Annotated in this window: 16 protein-coding genes; 6 read left to right on the forward strand and 10 right to left on the reverse strand. The window is 39.3% G+C overall.

What is annotated here, in order from left to right; translation table 11 throughout:
* Positions 1 to 28: 28 nt before the first annotated feature.
* Complete coding sequence (locus HQN86_RS06835) at positions 29 to 463, forward strand: VOC family protein (RefSeq protein ID WP_172660241.1); 435 nt, start codon at positions 29 to 31, stop codon at positions 461 to 463.
* Positions 447 to 899, forward strand: coding sequence for a DUF1569 domain-containing protein (locus HQN86_RS06840; protein ID WP_172660242.1), 453 nt, complete (start codon positions 447 to 449; stop codon positions 897 to 899). The genes HQN86_RS06835 and HQN86_RS06840 overlap by 17 nt, the downstream gene beginning before the upstream one ends.
* On the opposite strand, the gene HQN86_RS06845 is transcribed toward HQN86_RS06840, so the two are convergent.
* Complete coding sequence (locus HQN86_RS06845) at positions 889 to 1,542, reverse strand: DUF2306 domain-containing protein (RefSeq protein WP_172660243.1); 654 nt, start codon at positions 1,540 to 1,542, stop codon at positions 889 to 891. The two genes, HQN86_RS06840 and HQN86_RS06845, sit on opposite strands and share 11 nt — an antisense overlap.
* A gap of 155 nt (positions 1,543 to 1,697) precedes the next feature.
* On the opposite strand from HQN86_RS06845, the gene HQN86_RS06850 reads away from it, so the two are divergent.
* The gene (locus HQN86_RS06850) at positions 1,698 to 2,057 is read left to right on the forward strand and encodes a winged helix-turn-helix transcriptional regulator (RefSeq protein ID WP_172660244.1); all 360 of its coding nucleotides are present in this window, start codon (positions 1,698 to 1,700) and stop codon (positions 2,055 to 2,057) included.
* 10 nt (positions 2,058 to 2,067) lie between these two features.
* Here the strand turns inward: HQN86_RS06850 and HQN86_RS06855 are convergent, their stop codons facing one another.
* From HQN86_RS06855 to HQN86_RS06885, 7 genes are all read right to left on the reverse strand, one after another.
* Entirely contained in the window at positions 2,068 to 2,682 is a 615-nt protein-coding gene (locus HQN86_RS06855) for an ATP-binding cassette domain-containing protein (RefSeq protein ID WP_172660245.1), read from the reverse strand.
* On the reverse strand, positions 2,679 to 3,350 hold the full coding sequence (modB, locus tag HQN86_RS06860) for a molybdate ABC transporter permease subunit (RefSeq protein WP_172660246.1): 672 nt from the start codon (positions 3,348 to 3,350) through the stop codon (positions 2,679 to 2,681). The genes HQN86_RS06855 and modB overlap by 4 nt, the downstream gene beginning before the upstream one ends.
* Positions 3,351 to 3,361: 11 nt before the next feature.
* Positions 3,362 to 4,108 carry a molybdate ABC transporter substrate-binding protein gene (modA, locus tag HQN86_RS06865; RefSeq protein WP_172660247.1) on the reverse strand — a complete coding sequence of 249 codons (747 nt, stop codon included), beginning with the start codon at positions 4,106 to 4,108 and terminating at the stop codon, positions 3,362 to 3,364.
* A gap of 77 nt (positions 4,109 to 4,185) precedes the next feature.
* On the reverse strand, positions 4,186 to 4,536 hold the full coding sequence (locus HQN86_RS06870; protein ID WP_172660248.1) for a DUF2200 domain-containing protein: 351 nt from the start codon (positions 4,534 to 4,536) through the stop codon (positions 4,186 to 4,188).
* A gap of 43 nt (positions 4,537 to 4,579) precedes the next feature.
* Positions 4,580 to 5,368, reverse strand: a complete 789-nt coding sequence (locus tag HQN86_RS06875; protein WP_172660249.1) for an SDR family oxidoreductase — start codon at positions 5,366 to 5,368, stop codon at positions 4,580 to 4,582.
* On the reverse strand, positions 5,365 to 6,288 hold the full coding sequence (locus tag HQN86_RS06880; RefSeq protein WP_172660250.1) for a helix-turn-helix domain-containing protein: 924 nt from the start codon (positions 6,286 to 6,288) through the stop codon (positions 5,365 to 5,367). The genes HQN86_RS06875 and HQN86_RS06880 overlap by 4 nt, the downstream gene beginning before the upstream one ends.
* A gap of 82 nt (positions 6,289 to 6,370) precedes the next feature.
* Positions 6,371 to 7,225, reverse strand: a complete 855-nt coding sequence (locus tag HQN86_RS06885; RefSeq protein ID WP_172660251.1) for an SDR family NAD(P)-dependent oxidoreductase — start codon at positions 7,223 to 7,225, stop codon at positions 6,371 to 6,373.
* A gap of 238 nt (positions 7,226 to 7,463) precedes the next feature.
* On the opposite strand from HQN86_RS06885, the gene HQN86_RS06890 reads away from it, so the two are divergent.
* Positions 7,464 to 7,913 (forward strand): SRPBCC family protein, encoded by a 450-nt coding sequence (locus HQN86_RS06890; protein ID WP_172660252.1) that lies wholly within the window; start codon positions 7,464 to 7,466, stop codon positions 7,911 to 7,913.
* Positions 7,914 to 8,057: 144 nt separating this feature from the next.
* On the opposite strand, the gene HQN86_RS06895 is transcribed toward HQN86_RS06890, so the two are convergent.
* Positions 8,058 to 8,696: an HAD family hydrolase gene (locus tag HQN86_RS06895; RefSeq protein WP_172660253.1), complete on the reverse strand. Its 639-nt coding sequence runs from the start codon at positions 8,694 to 8,696 to the stop codon at positions 8,058 to 8,060.
* Between the two features lie 101 nt (positions 8,697 to 8,797).
* Here HQN86_RS06895 and HQN86_RS06900 point away from each other — a divergent pair, with 101 nt between their 5' ends.
* Both HQN86_RS06900 and HQN86_RS26845 read left to right on the forward strand, forming a co-directional pair.
* On the forward strand, positions 8,798 to 9,547 hold the full coding sequence (locus HQN86_RS06900) for a DeoR/GlpR family DNA-binding transcription regulator (RefSeq protein WP_172660254.1): 750 nt from the start codon (positions 8,798 to 8,800) through the stop codon (positions 9,545 to 9,547).
* A gap of 4 nt (positions 9,548 to 9,551) precedes the next feature.
* Complete coding sequence (locus tag HQN86_RS26845) at positions 9,552 to 10,172, forward strand: NUDIX hydrolase N-terminal domain-containing protein (protein ID WP_172660255.1); 621 nt, start codon at positions 9,552 to 9,554, stop codon at positions 10,170 to 10,172.
* Between the two features lies 1 nt (position 10,173).
* On the opposite strand, the gene HQN86_RS06910 is transcribed toward HQN86_RS26845, so the two are convergent.
* Positions 10,174 to 12,948 (reverse strand): outer membrane beta-barrel protein, encoded by a 2,775-nt coding sequence (locus HQN86_RS06910; RefSeq protein ID WP_172660256.1) that lies wholly within the window; start codon positions 12,946 to 12,948, stop codon positions 10,174 to 10,176.
* Positions 12,949 to 13,043: the final 95 nt, after the last annotated feature.

Genomic DNA, 13,043 nt, shown 5'->3' on the forward strand with positions numbered 1-13,043 from the left:
ATGAGTTTAACATCTAAAGCAAATAGCCATGATTACAAAAATGACCATTACAAACATTCATGTTATAGATCAGGATAGTGCCTATGACTTCTATGTAAACAAGTTGGGATTCAAACTGGTAGACGATTTTCCAATGGGGCAGGGAACCCGTTGGCTTACCGTTTCGCCTCCCGAGCAGCCCGACCTGCAATTGGTATTGTTTCCGGTTACAGTAAGTAAAATGTTTCCCAAAGAAATAGCGGAAAACCTAATAGACCTTATCAAAAAAGGGATATTTGGCTGTGGGGTTTTAACTTGCAAAGATATACATGCTACTTACGAGGAGCTTAAAGCCAAGGGTGTTGAATTTATAAAACCGCCAACCAAAGAGTTTTACGGAACAGATGCATTATTTAAAGATGATTCTGGTAACTATTTTTCATTGCAACCTATAAATAATTTTGACAATGAAAACGATATTTGATAAGGCAACAATAGATGAATTGACTGCCAGGGTTAATTCACTGAATGAAAACAGCAAGCCGCTTTGGGGTAAGATGAATGTTTATCAAATGACCATGCATTGCACAAAATGGAACGAATGGGTTTTAGGAATAACCAATCCTGTTAACGGGCAAGAATTTTTAGGTAAAATCTTCGGCAAAATGGCGCTCAAAAGCAATACTAAAAACGACAAGCCAATCGGTAAAAATATGCCGGCAGGAAAAGCATTTACCATTAAGCAAAAAGAATGTGATCTGGAAGCTCAAAAGAAGATCTTGATGAACCTGATAGCTGATTTTGAAAACTTTTCAAATGATAAGTTCATTCACGATTTCTTTGGTAAAATGACAAGAGAGCAAATTGGCATATTTGTTTATAAGCATTCAGATCATCATTTAAGGCAGTTTAACGTTTAAGTTTCTTACTGGAATAAATGCTGCGGATCACTTCATAAGTATAAAGTGGCACTGCCCAACCCATCCAAAAAAGAGGAACAGTAACTTCTTCAAAACTGCCCAATTGCTGTACTAATGGAATCTTGTAGATAAAACCTGAGATCAGAAAAGCTACGGTAACCAGATAACTTCTGATCATCCATTCTTTGTGAAGCTTGAATTGTTTCCTCATAGCGGTATAGAAAGCAATAAAAGTTGTACTGATCCAAACACTAGCCCAGATCTGCAGTGTAAAAGCATAAGCCCAATTTACCGCATAGGCCGTTGTTGAAGCAAGCACCAGGGCACTGATACTGCTTACCAGGATCGACAACAGATACAAATAACCAATTACGCGATGTATTTTCCAGCTATAGGTACGTAGTTTAGACCAGAATTGAATAATACCGGAAATCAATGCTCCACCACCAGCTGTAATATGCGCGATGAGGAACCACCGTTGAGGGAAATATCTGCCTAATGCTTCTGGTGTCATTTGCAGGTAATGATCTGCTCCATGCATGAATAGCCAGGTTATAAAAAAAACAGTTATCCATATTAGTAACGGCAGGGTGTCAATCCAGTTAAGTTTAAATTGGCCTTTTACATTCAGTTCTTTTTGCATTTCAGATTCCTCTTTTGTTTTAATTAATCACGATAAGCGATAACACAAATTTCCCTGAAAGATTGTAAGGCAACAATAACCGATAAAAGATTCGGTATGGGGTTCCTGTGAGGTTCGGGATGGATTGAGTAATTTTAACCAGCAATAATAAAAGTATGTATACAAGAAAAATACAAGAAGATCCAGATTGTGGTATCTATTTAGCGATGAGAGTATTGGGCGGAAAATGGAAATGTTGCATTCTGGATGCAATTAGAGGTATTTCGAGGCCCAGCGAAATTGCCAGATATATCACTGAAGCATCCACACGTGTTATCGAAATGCAATTGGCAGAACTGCTTTTTTACGGTATTGTTGAAAAATGTGCGGAAGATGTTTATCCAAAAAAAACTGAATACAAACTCACCAGCTTTGGAGAAACCTTATTGCCTATTCTTTCCAAAATAGATCAGTGGGGAATTGAACATGCAGAGGTCATCAAAGATCGAATGAGTGAACTGCAAGAAGATGAATAAGAGCGCATTCTCAGACCAAGAAAGAATATTCAGCAAAGCCTTCCGTTTCCAGCGGATGATGAGTTACAACCAGACAGGTGATTTTTAACTCATCAAATAAAGTTTTCAGGTCGGTCATTACATCCTTTTTGAGCACATTATCTAAAGCCGAAAAAGGCTCATCCATTAGTAATAGACTAGGTTTTGTAGATAAAGCCCTTAAAATAGCCAGGCGTTGCTGCTGGCCACCTGACAGATGCTTAGGTTTATGTGTTCTAAAAGCGTCAAGCCTGCCTATCGCTATTAACCTGTCAATATATTGAGCATCGTTTGAACCATACTGAAGGTGTTCTATAACAGTCATATTTGGAAACAAGGCATAATCCTGAAATACAAAGCCTATACTACGTTTCTGAGGTTCCAGATTCCTGTTGGCTTTGGTATCAAGCCACACATTCTCGTTCACAGTTATCTTTCCTTCTTCCGGTTTAATCAAACCGGCAATAATTTTTAAAAGCGTTGTTTTACCCGATCCAGAAGGACCAATAATCTGGGTAATGTGCCGATGATGAAATGAAGCCTTTACCTGAATCAGATTAGTTCCATTGTAGATTCTAACTCTTTTTTTTATATTAATTTCTATCATTCAAGCGGGCTTTTTGCAGATTTTCTATTCAAAATAAAAACAGTCAGGACTATTACAAAAGTGATTGAAAACAGAATCAGGGAGTAGTAATTTGCATTGGCATAATCCATACTTTCTACCGAATCATAAATGGCGATCGAGGCAACTTTGGTTGCACCTGGAATATTTCCGCCAATCATCAAAACAACACCAAATTCTCCTAAGGTATGCGCAAAAGTAAGCACAGCCGCAGTTAGCAAAGAGGATTTGATATTGGGTAATAATACATGCCAAAGGGTTTCAAACTTTGACTTACCCATGGTATAGGATGCTTCTCTAATCGAGGTAGGCAAATGTATAAAAGCCGATTTTACCGGACTCACCATAAAGGGCAAGCTATAAATAACCGACGCTAAGATTAAGCCCTCAAATGAAAATACCAGGTGTATATTAAAATGTTCCTGCAGCCATTCTCCCAAAGCATTTTTAGGGCTAAAAGCCAGTAATAGATAAAATCCCAGCACTGAAGGAGGCAACACCAATGGCATGGTAATTATTGCCTCAATGATTAGCTTAGGGATGGAACTACGGCCAGATAGCCAATAAGCTATGGGCAAGCCAATCACAAAAAGGATTAACGTTGTCACACAGGCAAGTTTTAGACTAAGGAATATAGGTGTTAAATCCATTCTTTTTAAACTTACGGAATTCTATACCCATTCTTCTTAAAAAGCTGTTTAGCTGCGGGCGATTGAAGGTAACTGAAAAACTTTAAAGCTTTATCGTAATTCCCCTTTTTGGCATGAGAAAGAATAAGCATTCCCTGTTTTATTTCATCATAAGCTTTAGGATCAACCTTCACCCATTTGAGTTTTGCAGCATCGGGACTTTCGTATATTAATGCTTCTGTTGTAAAACCAACACTAGCCACTCCTGTAGAAATATAGGTGTTCACCTGCGAGATACTTTCTCCCAGTACCATTTTACCCTTGATCTTGTTCCATACCCTGTAATGACGCAAGGCCTGTTCTGCCGCCTTTCCATAAGGTGCTAGTACAGGATTAGCTACAGCTACCTTGTTTACTTTGTTGGTAGTTAACAGGCTCCGCCAGTTTTTCACTTCCAGATCTGAAGTGCTACATACAATTAAACTGCCCAAGGCATACACTTTCGGTGGGTTAGTTCCGAAACCTTCCTTATAAAGAGCATTTGGAAAATCCATATCAGCAGAAAGAAAAACATCATAAGGTGCGCCGTTCTTTATTTGAGTAGTTAGCTTTCCCGAAGAACCTGCAATAACCTCTATTTCAGTTCCGGTTCTCTTTTTAAAGTCTGCCTGCAAGGCTTTTATTACAAATTGTGCGTTGGCAGCTACAGCAACTCTTAAAGGTTGTGCTTGTGTTGCCAACGACAACATTAAAAGCAGAAATAGGAATAGCCTTTTCATTTCGTTAATTGGCAAATTTAACCTTTATTGAAACAACCTGTCTCACGTTTCTCGGTTTCCTTTTTTCGCCGAAGTATTTACTTCCTTAAAATTTTCTCCATAGCCTTTCCTTTTGCCAATTCGTCAACCAACTTATCCAAATAACGTACCTTTTGCATGAGCTGATCTTCGATTTCTTCAACACGATAACCGCAAATAACACCAGTAATTTTTGAAACATTTGGATTTATTTGTGGTGCCTGAGCAAAAAAGGTTTCAAAATTGGTTTTGTTGTCGATGAGTTTTTGAAGTGATTGTTTGTCATATCCTGTTAGCCAAAATATGATCTCATCTAATTCTTCTTTTGTGCGGCCTTTTTTCTCCGCTTTTTGAATGTAATGCGGATAAACGCTCGCAAAAGACATTTTATATACTCTTGTACTGTCCATTTTATCTGTTATTAATTCTCAAAGTTGTTTTTTATTAGGGTTGTTAGTATGACCTAGCAAGGCCACCATCAAGTGGGATGCTTGCTCCTGTGAGATATGAAGCATATTCTGATGCCAAAAAAGCCACTAAATAACCATATTCCTCAGGTTTACCAAGCCTTTTCATCGGAACTTCGTTTTCTCTTTCTTTCCTGATTTCAGAAACCGTTTGACCGCTTGAGGTTGCTTGTTTATCAATAAGGTCATTTATCCTTTCAGTATCGAAATAGCCTGTTAGAATATTATTGACGGTAATATGGTGTTTTGCTACTTCATTAGATAGTGTTTTGGCCCAGGCTGCAGTTGCAGATCGAATAGCATTTGAAAGCACCAGATTATCTATTGGTTCTATTACAGAAATGGAAGACACATTTATAATGCGACCATGTTTTTGTTTAATCATGTGGGGTAACGCCAGCGATGTTGTTTCGCAAACCGTTTTGAATACAAGGTCAAAGGCCTGCTGATAGGACTTGACGTCTTGGTTTAATGCGGTTCCCCCTTTCGGACCGTTGGTGTTGTTCACCAAAATATCGACGGTATGGTTCTTGAAAAAATCAGAAATGATTATTTGATATTTTTCAAAATCTGAAAAGTCGGCAACAAGATACTGATGCACCTGATTTTCGTGCATTACTGGCAGAAGGGAAGTGATTTCTTTTAGTTTGGCCTCATTACGGGCCATTAAGGTTACATTAGCCCCGCATTTAGCCAATTCCTCTGCTATAGCAAGTCCTAATCCCTGAGTACTTGCGCCAACCAGTGCATTTTTTGATGTTAGCTGAATGTTCATAATATAAATGACTTTCTAAATTCTAACGGCGAGAGGTTGGTTTTTGTTTTGAATAACTTACTGAACGATTGTGGATGTTCAAAACCTAACGCATAAGCAACTTCACTTACGGATAAGTTAGTGGTAGATAGTTTTTCCTTCGCCTTTTCTATAAGCTTTTGATGGATGTGCTGCTGTGCATTTTGTCCGGTTAGGGAGCGCAGCATGTCACTTAAATAACTGGGTGATAGATTTAGTGTTTCGGCAAGATATTGAACAGTAGGAATACCCTCGCTTAAAGATCTTTCATCTGTGAAATAAGTGTCTAATATCCTTTCCAATTGTTGTAACAAGTCACTGTTCACTGCTTTTCTGGTAATGAACTGGCGTTTATAAAAACGATTGGCATAGTTTAGCAATAACTCAATCTGAGAAATCACCACATCCTGGCTAAAGTCGTCGATCCGGCTGTTCAGCTCATTTTCAATCATTTTGAAAACCTCTATGACCGTTGCTTTTTCCTCTTCTGAAAGATGTAAGGTTTCGTTCGTTGAATAAGAAAAAAAGCCATACTGCTTTACGTTTTTAGATAGTGGGTAACCTAAAAAGAAATCCGGATGGATGAGCAAAGTATATGCAGAACATACAATATCGTCATCATCTTCGCTGCCAATAACCTGGCCGGGCGAAATGAACAATAAACCACCCTCATCAAAATCATAATAACCCTGTCCATATTTTAACCTCCCGCCAAGCCTGGGTTTGTATGATATTTTATAGAAACCGATTACATGATTTTGAAGAGGTCTAACCACTTCCATCTGTGAGTGAGGACCATTGAGCAGACTCACTAACGGATGTTTCGGCTTAGGTAACCCAAAAGCATGATGGGCATCTATTAAGGAAGCAATTTTCTGTGGAATGTTTTCTTTCTTTTTCATCGCCAATTGAAATGATAACCAATGGTTGGCTAAATATCGATTATCATTCCTGCTTTAACAAGTTATCTTATTTTAGATTGCATTATTTTGAGGATCCCTGTGCGGAACTAGAGACTTCTTCCCATTCTTCCCAGACGGCTAAACGCTCATTGTAAATATCACGCACCAATGGCAGGCATTGGCTACCGAGGAAGAGCCGTAGTGGCGGATTTTCTGCATCTACAACTTTGAATAGCGCATCTGGAGTCGCATTCGGATCGCCTCTTTCCATGGTGCTTAGGCTTTCAAAAAAAGTTGCTTTAAATTCTGTGTAAATTTCCATTCCTTGTGCAAACTTCAATGAATCCTTACTACCAAATTCAGTAGCATAAGCGCCTGGCTCTATAATAGTTACCTTGATGCCAAAGGCTTTAATTTCTTCGGCAAGGCTTTCATGTATGGCTTCAAATGCCCATTTTGATGAACTATAGTAACCGATAACCGGTAGGGTAACATGGCCCAGATTACTAGATGTTCCCAATATGTGACCAAATCCTTGTTTCCGAAGTAATGGTAAAGCGGCTTGTATAACGGCAACAGGGCCAAGAACATTGGTTTCATAAAGTGCGCGAATATCGTATGTGCTGGCTTCTTCAATAGTTCCTACCAATGAATAGCCGGCATTGTTCAACACAATGTCGAGTCGGCCGAAATGCTTATAAGCTTGTTCCACTGTAGCCCTTACCTGCTCGGAATTTGTTACGTCAAGTTCTAAAGTCAGCACATTTTCACCATACCTTTCCTTCAGGTCTGCAATACTTTCCAAATTGCGTGCAGTAGCTGCAACCTTGTCGCCACGTTTTAGCGCTGCATCAGCCCAAACGCGCCCAAAACCTCTGGAAGTGCCCGTGATGAACCAAACTTTGTTTGCATTTGAATGATCTTTTTGATGTGTCATGATTTTATATTTTAAATAAATGATACAACAAAGGTCAACAGATAGCATTGCCTCCTCGTAGGCTAATTGAGGGTTTTTGTAGCCAAAATGAGGATGTCAGACCTAAGGCGATAATGCTTAATATGTCGCAAATTGGTCGTGAAATTGTCGTATATGCCCCTGATCAATACCTATTTTTACGTGCATCTTTGTTAAAGAAAATTAACATAAACATAAATCAATACTAAAAACTACTCTTATGTCAGACAACAAAGTTTCATTGCACAGAGTTATTAAGGCATCGCCTGATAAGGTATATCGTGCCTTCACCGAAGCCTTGGCTATCGCTTCGTGGTTACCACCTTATGGTTTCCTTTGTACTGTACACAGTATGGATGTTAAGGTAGGTGGTACATTTAGAATGTCATTCCAAAATTTCACAACTGGTAATGGCCATTCATTTGGTGGGGAATACTTAGAGGTTAAACCAAGTGAGTTTTTGAAATACACAGATAAATTTGACGATCCAAACCTGCCAGGAGTAATGACCACCTCTGTTTGGTTTCAAAAAACATCTGTAGGTACAGAGCTAAAAGTATTACAAGAAGGCATCCCTGCTGTAATACCAGCCGAAATGTGTTATCTGGGTTGGCAGGAATCGATTGAAAAATTGATTAAGTTGGTAGAACCTGAAATACCGGATGCTTGATTAGCTCCGGTTCAAACCACTGAATCAATTTTAGTGAAAATTGGTAATCGTCAAATATGGCTGACGGGAAAAGCAGTTGATCAGAAACGATCGGTCACAAAAGGAACGTTTTTCTAAGGCTGGACCCTCAGCATGATGATGAGTTTAATCTAAAACCCAACTTTGAAACCCCTCTACTGATTTAAATAACCATTCGGGGTTTAGTGCTTGCAAGGCAGTAATATCGGCAGTACTTGCCCAAGCTGCTGCTGCAATGGGGATGCCAATTTCCTTACAGTAAACTATATCGCTTGGTGCATCACCAACATACAGACATTCTTCGGCCTCGGCCTTAAAACGCTTTAACACAGATCTGATACCGTTCACTTTATTAGGGCCATCTGGCGAACCGGTTTCTAACACATCAAAGTATTCTGACAGGCCAAATTGTTCAAGCGAAATTTTTGTGCTGTACTTACCCTTTCCAGTAACCATGGCCAGTTGTACGCCTTTATTTTGCAAGCTTTCGAGTAACTCTTTAATCCCCTGAAAAGGGGCTGGGCAGGTATAATGTAGTTGTTCGTAATACGTCAGGTAAGATTTTACACCGGCATCCTCGTGGAGTGGAATCAGTTTTCTTATGGTGCCTTCTTCAGATGGGCCAAAGGTTGCCACAATTTCTTCGTCGCTAATCCGCTTACCTAACAATGGCTCTATGCTCTTTTTAAAAGCAGCAATACATAATGGTAAGGTATCTGCAATGGTTCCGTCCAGGTCAAAAATGATTACTTTGAAATTTGTCATTGTCTTTGAATTAGTATTAAATATGCAACTATACGCTATTTTTTGTGAATATTATGCAAATATATTGTGTTTATTTGTACTTTAGATGCAAATAATTTGCAATGACAAAATCAAAACGCCAACAACATATCTTAGATCAGTTGCGTCTGAACGATCAGGTGAGCTATCAGGAACTGGCAGCAAAACTGCAAACTTCAGAAGATACTATAAGGCGTGATATTCGCGAGATGGCCGATGCCGGCTTAATAACCAGGGTAAAAGGTGGGGCACAGCCAAGAGCCATATTACCAGTTACTTACCAGGAAAGAGAACTGTATGCAAATGGGAAAAAGCGGGTTGTAGCCCAAAAAGCAGCACGTCTGTTTAAAGATGGGCAAGTTGTTGTTTTCGATGGTGGTACAACACCTTTTCTAATTGCCAGCTATTTGCCACGGAACATTGAATTAACCCTCATTACCCATAGCTATCCTATTGCCAATTTAACCTTTGATTTTCCCAATATTGAACTCATTTTTGCAGGAGGAAAAGCTTCCAAAAAGTCGAAAGTTTCTACCGGTTTCGATGTGCTTAAAAAGTACAATACCCTTCACGCAGATATCAGCGTACTCGGTGTACATAGTCTGCATATCGATCAGGGTGTAACGGACCCTGTACTGGAAGAAGCGGACGTTAAAACACGGATTAGCGAAATGAGCGACCAGTTGATCGTTGTACCTACCACAGAAAAGCTGAATGCAGTATCGACCATCGAAATATGTAAAACAGATGTTATCGACCTGATGATCACAAATCTGGATCCCGAAGATTTATTATTACAACCTTACCGGAAAGCCGGGATAAAACTCCTTTAATATTATGTCGTCAACGATTTTAAATTATGCCAAGCGCCTCAGGTCTATTGCCCATTTGGGTTTAACTTATGCCAACAATGAATATGATACAGATCGGTATCGGGAATTGGAGCAGATCAGTTTAGAAATGATGAACATGGCAACCGGATTACCATCAGATCAGTTAGCTGGCTATTTTAGCGCAGCAAAGGAATATATCACCCCCAAAGTAGATATACGGGCAGTTATTTTTGACCACAAAAATGAGATTTTGCTGGTCAAAGAGAAAGCAGATGGCAAATGGTCTCTGCCAGGCGGATGGGCAGATATCGGACAGTCTCCAACGGAAGCCGCTGTAAAAGAAGCTTTAGAAGAAACGGGCTTTAATGTTAAACCGATAAAGCTATTAGCTGTGTTGGATAAACGCTGCCATCCACATCCTCCTCAATTAGATTACGTATACAAGATCTTTATTCAGTGTGAAATTACAAGCGGAGAATACAACCAGGCATTTGATATTTTAGATATGGGCTTTTTCAAACAAGATGATTTACCGGAGCTTTCGGAAGACAGGGTGCTGGCCGGGCAAATTGACTTAATGTTTGAGTATTTAAATGATCCTGAAAAGCAAGCATTGATTGATTAAATTAGAATCTAAAAAAGGTATCTCTGCCACCAACCTTGCCGCCAAAATTCTGAATGTTGTAAGTCAAAGTTAGCAAGCCATGACGGCCTAAATTATTCGTGCTGATATCCCGGATATAGTTCTCGCTGATGTTAATAGACCTCCTTGTATTAGTATTTAGAATATCATTCACCGCAAACTTCAACTGAGCTTTGTCGTTCTTTAGGAATAAGAAAGTAAGGCCGGCATTCCAAATTTGAATGTTATTGTTAAACCCTGCTATGGTTTGGGTATTGTACTGTAGCTTATAGGTTGTTTCCCAAACCATTTTTTTTGGAAAACGAAGAACCAGTTCAGTTTCACTTGTATGTACCAGAAAATCCAGATCACTATAAAAAGGATCGTCATAAGAACTTTTATTAATACCCAGGTTATAGGTCTCGGCAAACTCAAACTTATCATTTAAATTGAGTCGAGTGTTGAGTCTTGGGGTTAAAGCTATATTATTGGCGAAACTTTTTACTGAATTAACCAGTACTACATCGTGATTATAGGTTAGCCAAAAACCACCTCCAAATGTAAACTGGTTCTTGCCATTTTTAATCTCCTTGCTTACGGACCCACCGCCATTAAACTGCCATATGCCGTCTTCATTAACAGGAGTGTTTACCTGAACACCGTTGTCGCGTATTACCCTGGACATCACAATTGCATCTTTCTGAAATGTCAGGAAGCCATTATAGAAATAATTGAGCAAATGTTTTGTGTCATATTTAGATACCCTTGTTCCAATTTGATGAGCTCTTGCAGGTCTCAGGTTAGGATTACCTTCTTGTATGAACAAAGGATTAGAGTTGTTGGCCACAGGCTGAATGTATTTTACATCTGGTTCTCTGAAAGATGGGGAGTAATCCAGACTAAAGGTCTTGTATCTCACCGTCAGCGAAGGGGCAACGAAGCGGTAATGCTGTTCAAATGAGGCTGCGCTATTGAAATTGTTTTGCAGGTCAATGGTATTAAGTACAAAACCTGGCTGGATGTTAAAGTCCTTTGTAATCTTCCATCTCAAACTTGCACGTGAATTGCTTTTATATCCATTTTGAGTAACTGTTTCTGATAGTGTAGGAACCGCAATATCATACGCCTGATTTAGTGGGTTTTTATAAAAAGTAAATAGGGCATTTTCATTGTCAAGATAATTGCCGCCAACAGCAAAACTTAGTGCAAACGCTTTGCTAATCGGTTCGGCATAGTTGGCATTTAAGCTCAGTCCAAAATTACGGATGTTGTTATCTCTTAGCTGATCTGTTACACTATTTGAAGGCGGATTATAGAAATCATTCTTCGCTATATTAAAATTATCATTGAGATTATCTCTTTCACTGATGCCTATGGCAGCATAGAAAGTTCTTCCAGGTTTCTTAAAGTCTTTCCAGAAACTGCCGTTAAAATAATACTCTGTATTTGTTCCCCGCAATCTACTATCATTTATCCCATTGTTCAGTAAAATGCTACTAGCATCCCTGGTCTCAGTTTGTTGAAAGCCATTGTTGCGAACAGTGCGAAGAACAACAGAAGGCTCCAGTATTAGCTTGGTCAGCGTATCAATTTGCCATTCAGCCTTGGCGCCAATGTTGTGGTTATAATTCTTGTTGCGCTGATTGGAATTGGTTGTGGTGTGTAGCTTTTCATTACCCAGATTTTGATTAGCATCAATGATCTGTTCAAGGGAGTTATCAATCGACCCAAAGAAATACTTACCGTTCACTATTATCCCACCTTTGGTAAGTGTATTAAAATTTGCACCAGCCCCGGTTGAACGCTGCACTCCTGCAGAAGAGCCACCAAATGAAATGTCATTTACAAAAGCAGTTCCATCACTATTGGTATACATAGAACTAATGCCGCTTCTGGAAAACCCACCAATACGTGAAATCTCTCCAACATTAAAACCTGGTTTGTTCACATTGTTACCATAAGCCAGCAGACTTAGTTGTGTCGTATCTCTGAAAAAATTTAAAATGCCACCAGTTTCATATAACTCTTTTAGACCACCACCTGCATAAAGTTTACCAAAAGCGCCCTGTTTGATGGCTTTCTTCAGCTTTAAATTGATTACCTGTGGCACATTTCCGGCCAGTAGATCCGGATCCTGTCTTTTGGCCTCCTGATCGTCAGTAACCTGAACTTTGTCTATGATATTTGCGGGGAGATTCTTGGTCGCAATCTGTTGGTCCCCTCCAAAAAACTCTTTTCCGTCAACCAATATCTTACTAACATCTTTACCATTTACCTGTATACTGCCATTTGCAGCAACCGTTACACCAGGAAGTTTTTTCAGCAAATCATCTACTACAGCAGTGGGAAGGGTTTTAAACGATCCGGCATTAAACTCAATCGTGTCTTTTCGAACAATGATAGGGGGGCGTTCTGAATAGATAACCACCTCATTTAAAGCATTTGTTTTCACAGACATTAGCAGATTCCCCAGATCTAAGTTAGTGCCTGCTGTAGTTAGCGTAACCTCTTTACGTAAAACCAAATATTGCCAGGCATTTACCACCAGGCGATACTTTGTTCCAGCTTCCAGGTTTGAAATCTTGAACACACCTTTGTCGTCAGACAGTTTGTAGGTCGTTAAAACAGAGTCCTGCCCCTTAAAAACGGAAATTGTAGCATAATTAATGGTCATTTTTTGATTGGCACTGTCAATCAGCACTCCGGTAAGGCTGCTTTTTTGGGCAAATAGAGTCACCGACAATAGCGCAAAAGCTATCGTTAATACGTTTCTTTTCATAAAGTTTCTAAATTTTAGGCAATAGGCTTCCTCTCACTTTTTAGTGATTTTTAAATTTTGCAGTAAATAATTGTTATTTGTTTAGTCTCAGGTAT

The sequence above is a fragment of the Pedobacter panaciterrae genome, assembly GCF_013204795.1.
Lineage (GTDB): Bacteria > Bacteroidota > Bacteroidia > Sphingobacteriales > Sphingobacteriaceae > Pedobacter > Pedobacter panaciterrae.

Excerpts from the sequence above, each read along its gene's own strand:
- HQN86_RS06855 (WP_172660245.1), bottom strand. The coding sequence starts at position 2,682 with ATGATAGAAATTAATATAAAAAAAAGAGTTAGAATCTACAATGGAACT.
- HQN86_RS06890 (WP_172660252.1), top strand. The coding sequence starts at position 7,464 with ATGTCAGACAACAAAGTTTCATTGCACAGAGTTATTAAGGCATCGCCT.
- HQN86_RS06835 (WP_172660241.1), top strand. The coding sequence starts at position 29 with ATGATTACAAAAATGACCATTACAAACATTCATGTTATAGATCAGGAT.
- HQN86_RS06850 (WP_172660244.1), top strand. The coding sequence starts at position 1,698 with ATGTATACAAGAAAAATACAAGAAGATCCAGATTGTGGTATCTATTTA.
- HQN86_RS06900 (WP_172660254.1), top strand. The coding sequence starts at position 8,798 with ATGACAAAATCAAAACGCCAACAACATATCTTAGATCAGTTGCGTCTG.
- HQN86_RS06845 (WP_172660243.1), bottom strand. The coding sequence starts at position 1,542 with ATGCAAAAAGAACTGAATGTAAAAGGCCAATTTAAACTTAACTGGATT.
- modA (WP_172660247.1), bottom strand. The coding sequence starts at position 4,108 with ATGAAAAGGCTATTCCTATTTCTGCTTTTAATGTTGTCGTTGGCAACA.
- HQN86_RS06885 (WP_172660251.1), bottom strand. The coding sequence starts at position 7,225 with ATGACACATCAAAAAGATCATTCAAATGCAAACAAAGTTTGGTTCATC.
- HQN86_RS06870 (WP_172660248.1), bottom strand. The coding sequence starts at position 4,536 with ATGGACAGTACAAGAGTATATAAAATGTCTTTTGCGAGCGTTTATCCG.
- HQN86_RS06840 (WP_172660242.1), top strand. The coding sequence starts at position 447 with ATGAAAACGATATTTGATAAGGCAACAATAGATGAATTGACTGCCAGG.
- modB (WP_172660246.1), bottom strand. The coding sequence starts at position 3,350 with ATGGATTTAACACCTATATTCCTTAGTCTAAAACTTGCCTGTGTGACA.
- HQN86_RS06895 (WP_172660253.1), bottom strand. The coding sequence starts at position 8,696 with ATGACAAATTTCAAAGTAATCATTTTTGACCTGGACGGAACCATTGCA.
- HQN86_RS26845 (WP_172660255.1), top strand. The coding sequence starts at position 9,552 with ATGTCGTCAACGATTTTAAATTATGCCAAGCGCCTCAGGTCTATTGCC.
- HQN86_RS06880 (WP_172660250.1), bottom strand. The coding sequence starts at position 6,288 with ATGAAAAAGAAAGAAAACATTCCACAGAAAATTGCTTCCTTAATAGAT.
- HQN86_RS06875 (WP_172660249.1), bottom strand. The coding sequence starts at position 5,368 with ATGAACATTCAGCTAACATCAAAAAATGCACTGGTTGGCGCAAGTACT.
- HQN86_RS06910 (WP_172660256.1), bottom strand. The coding sequence starts at position 12,948 with ATGAAAAGAAACGTATTAACGATAGCTTTTGCGCTATTGTCGGTGACT.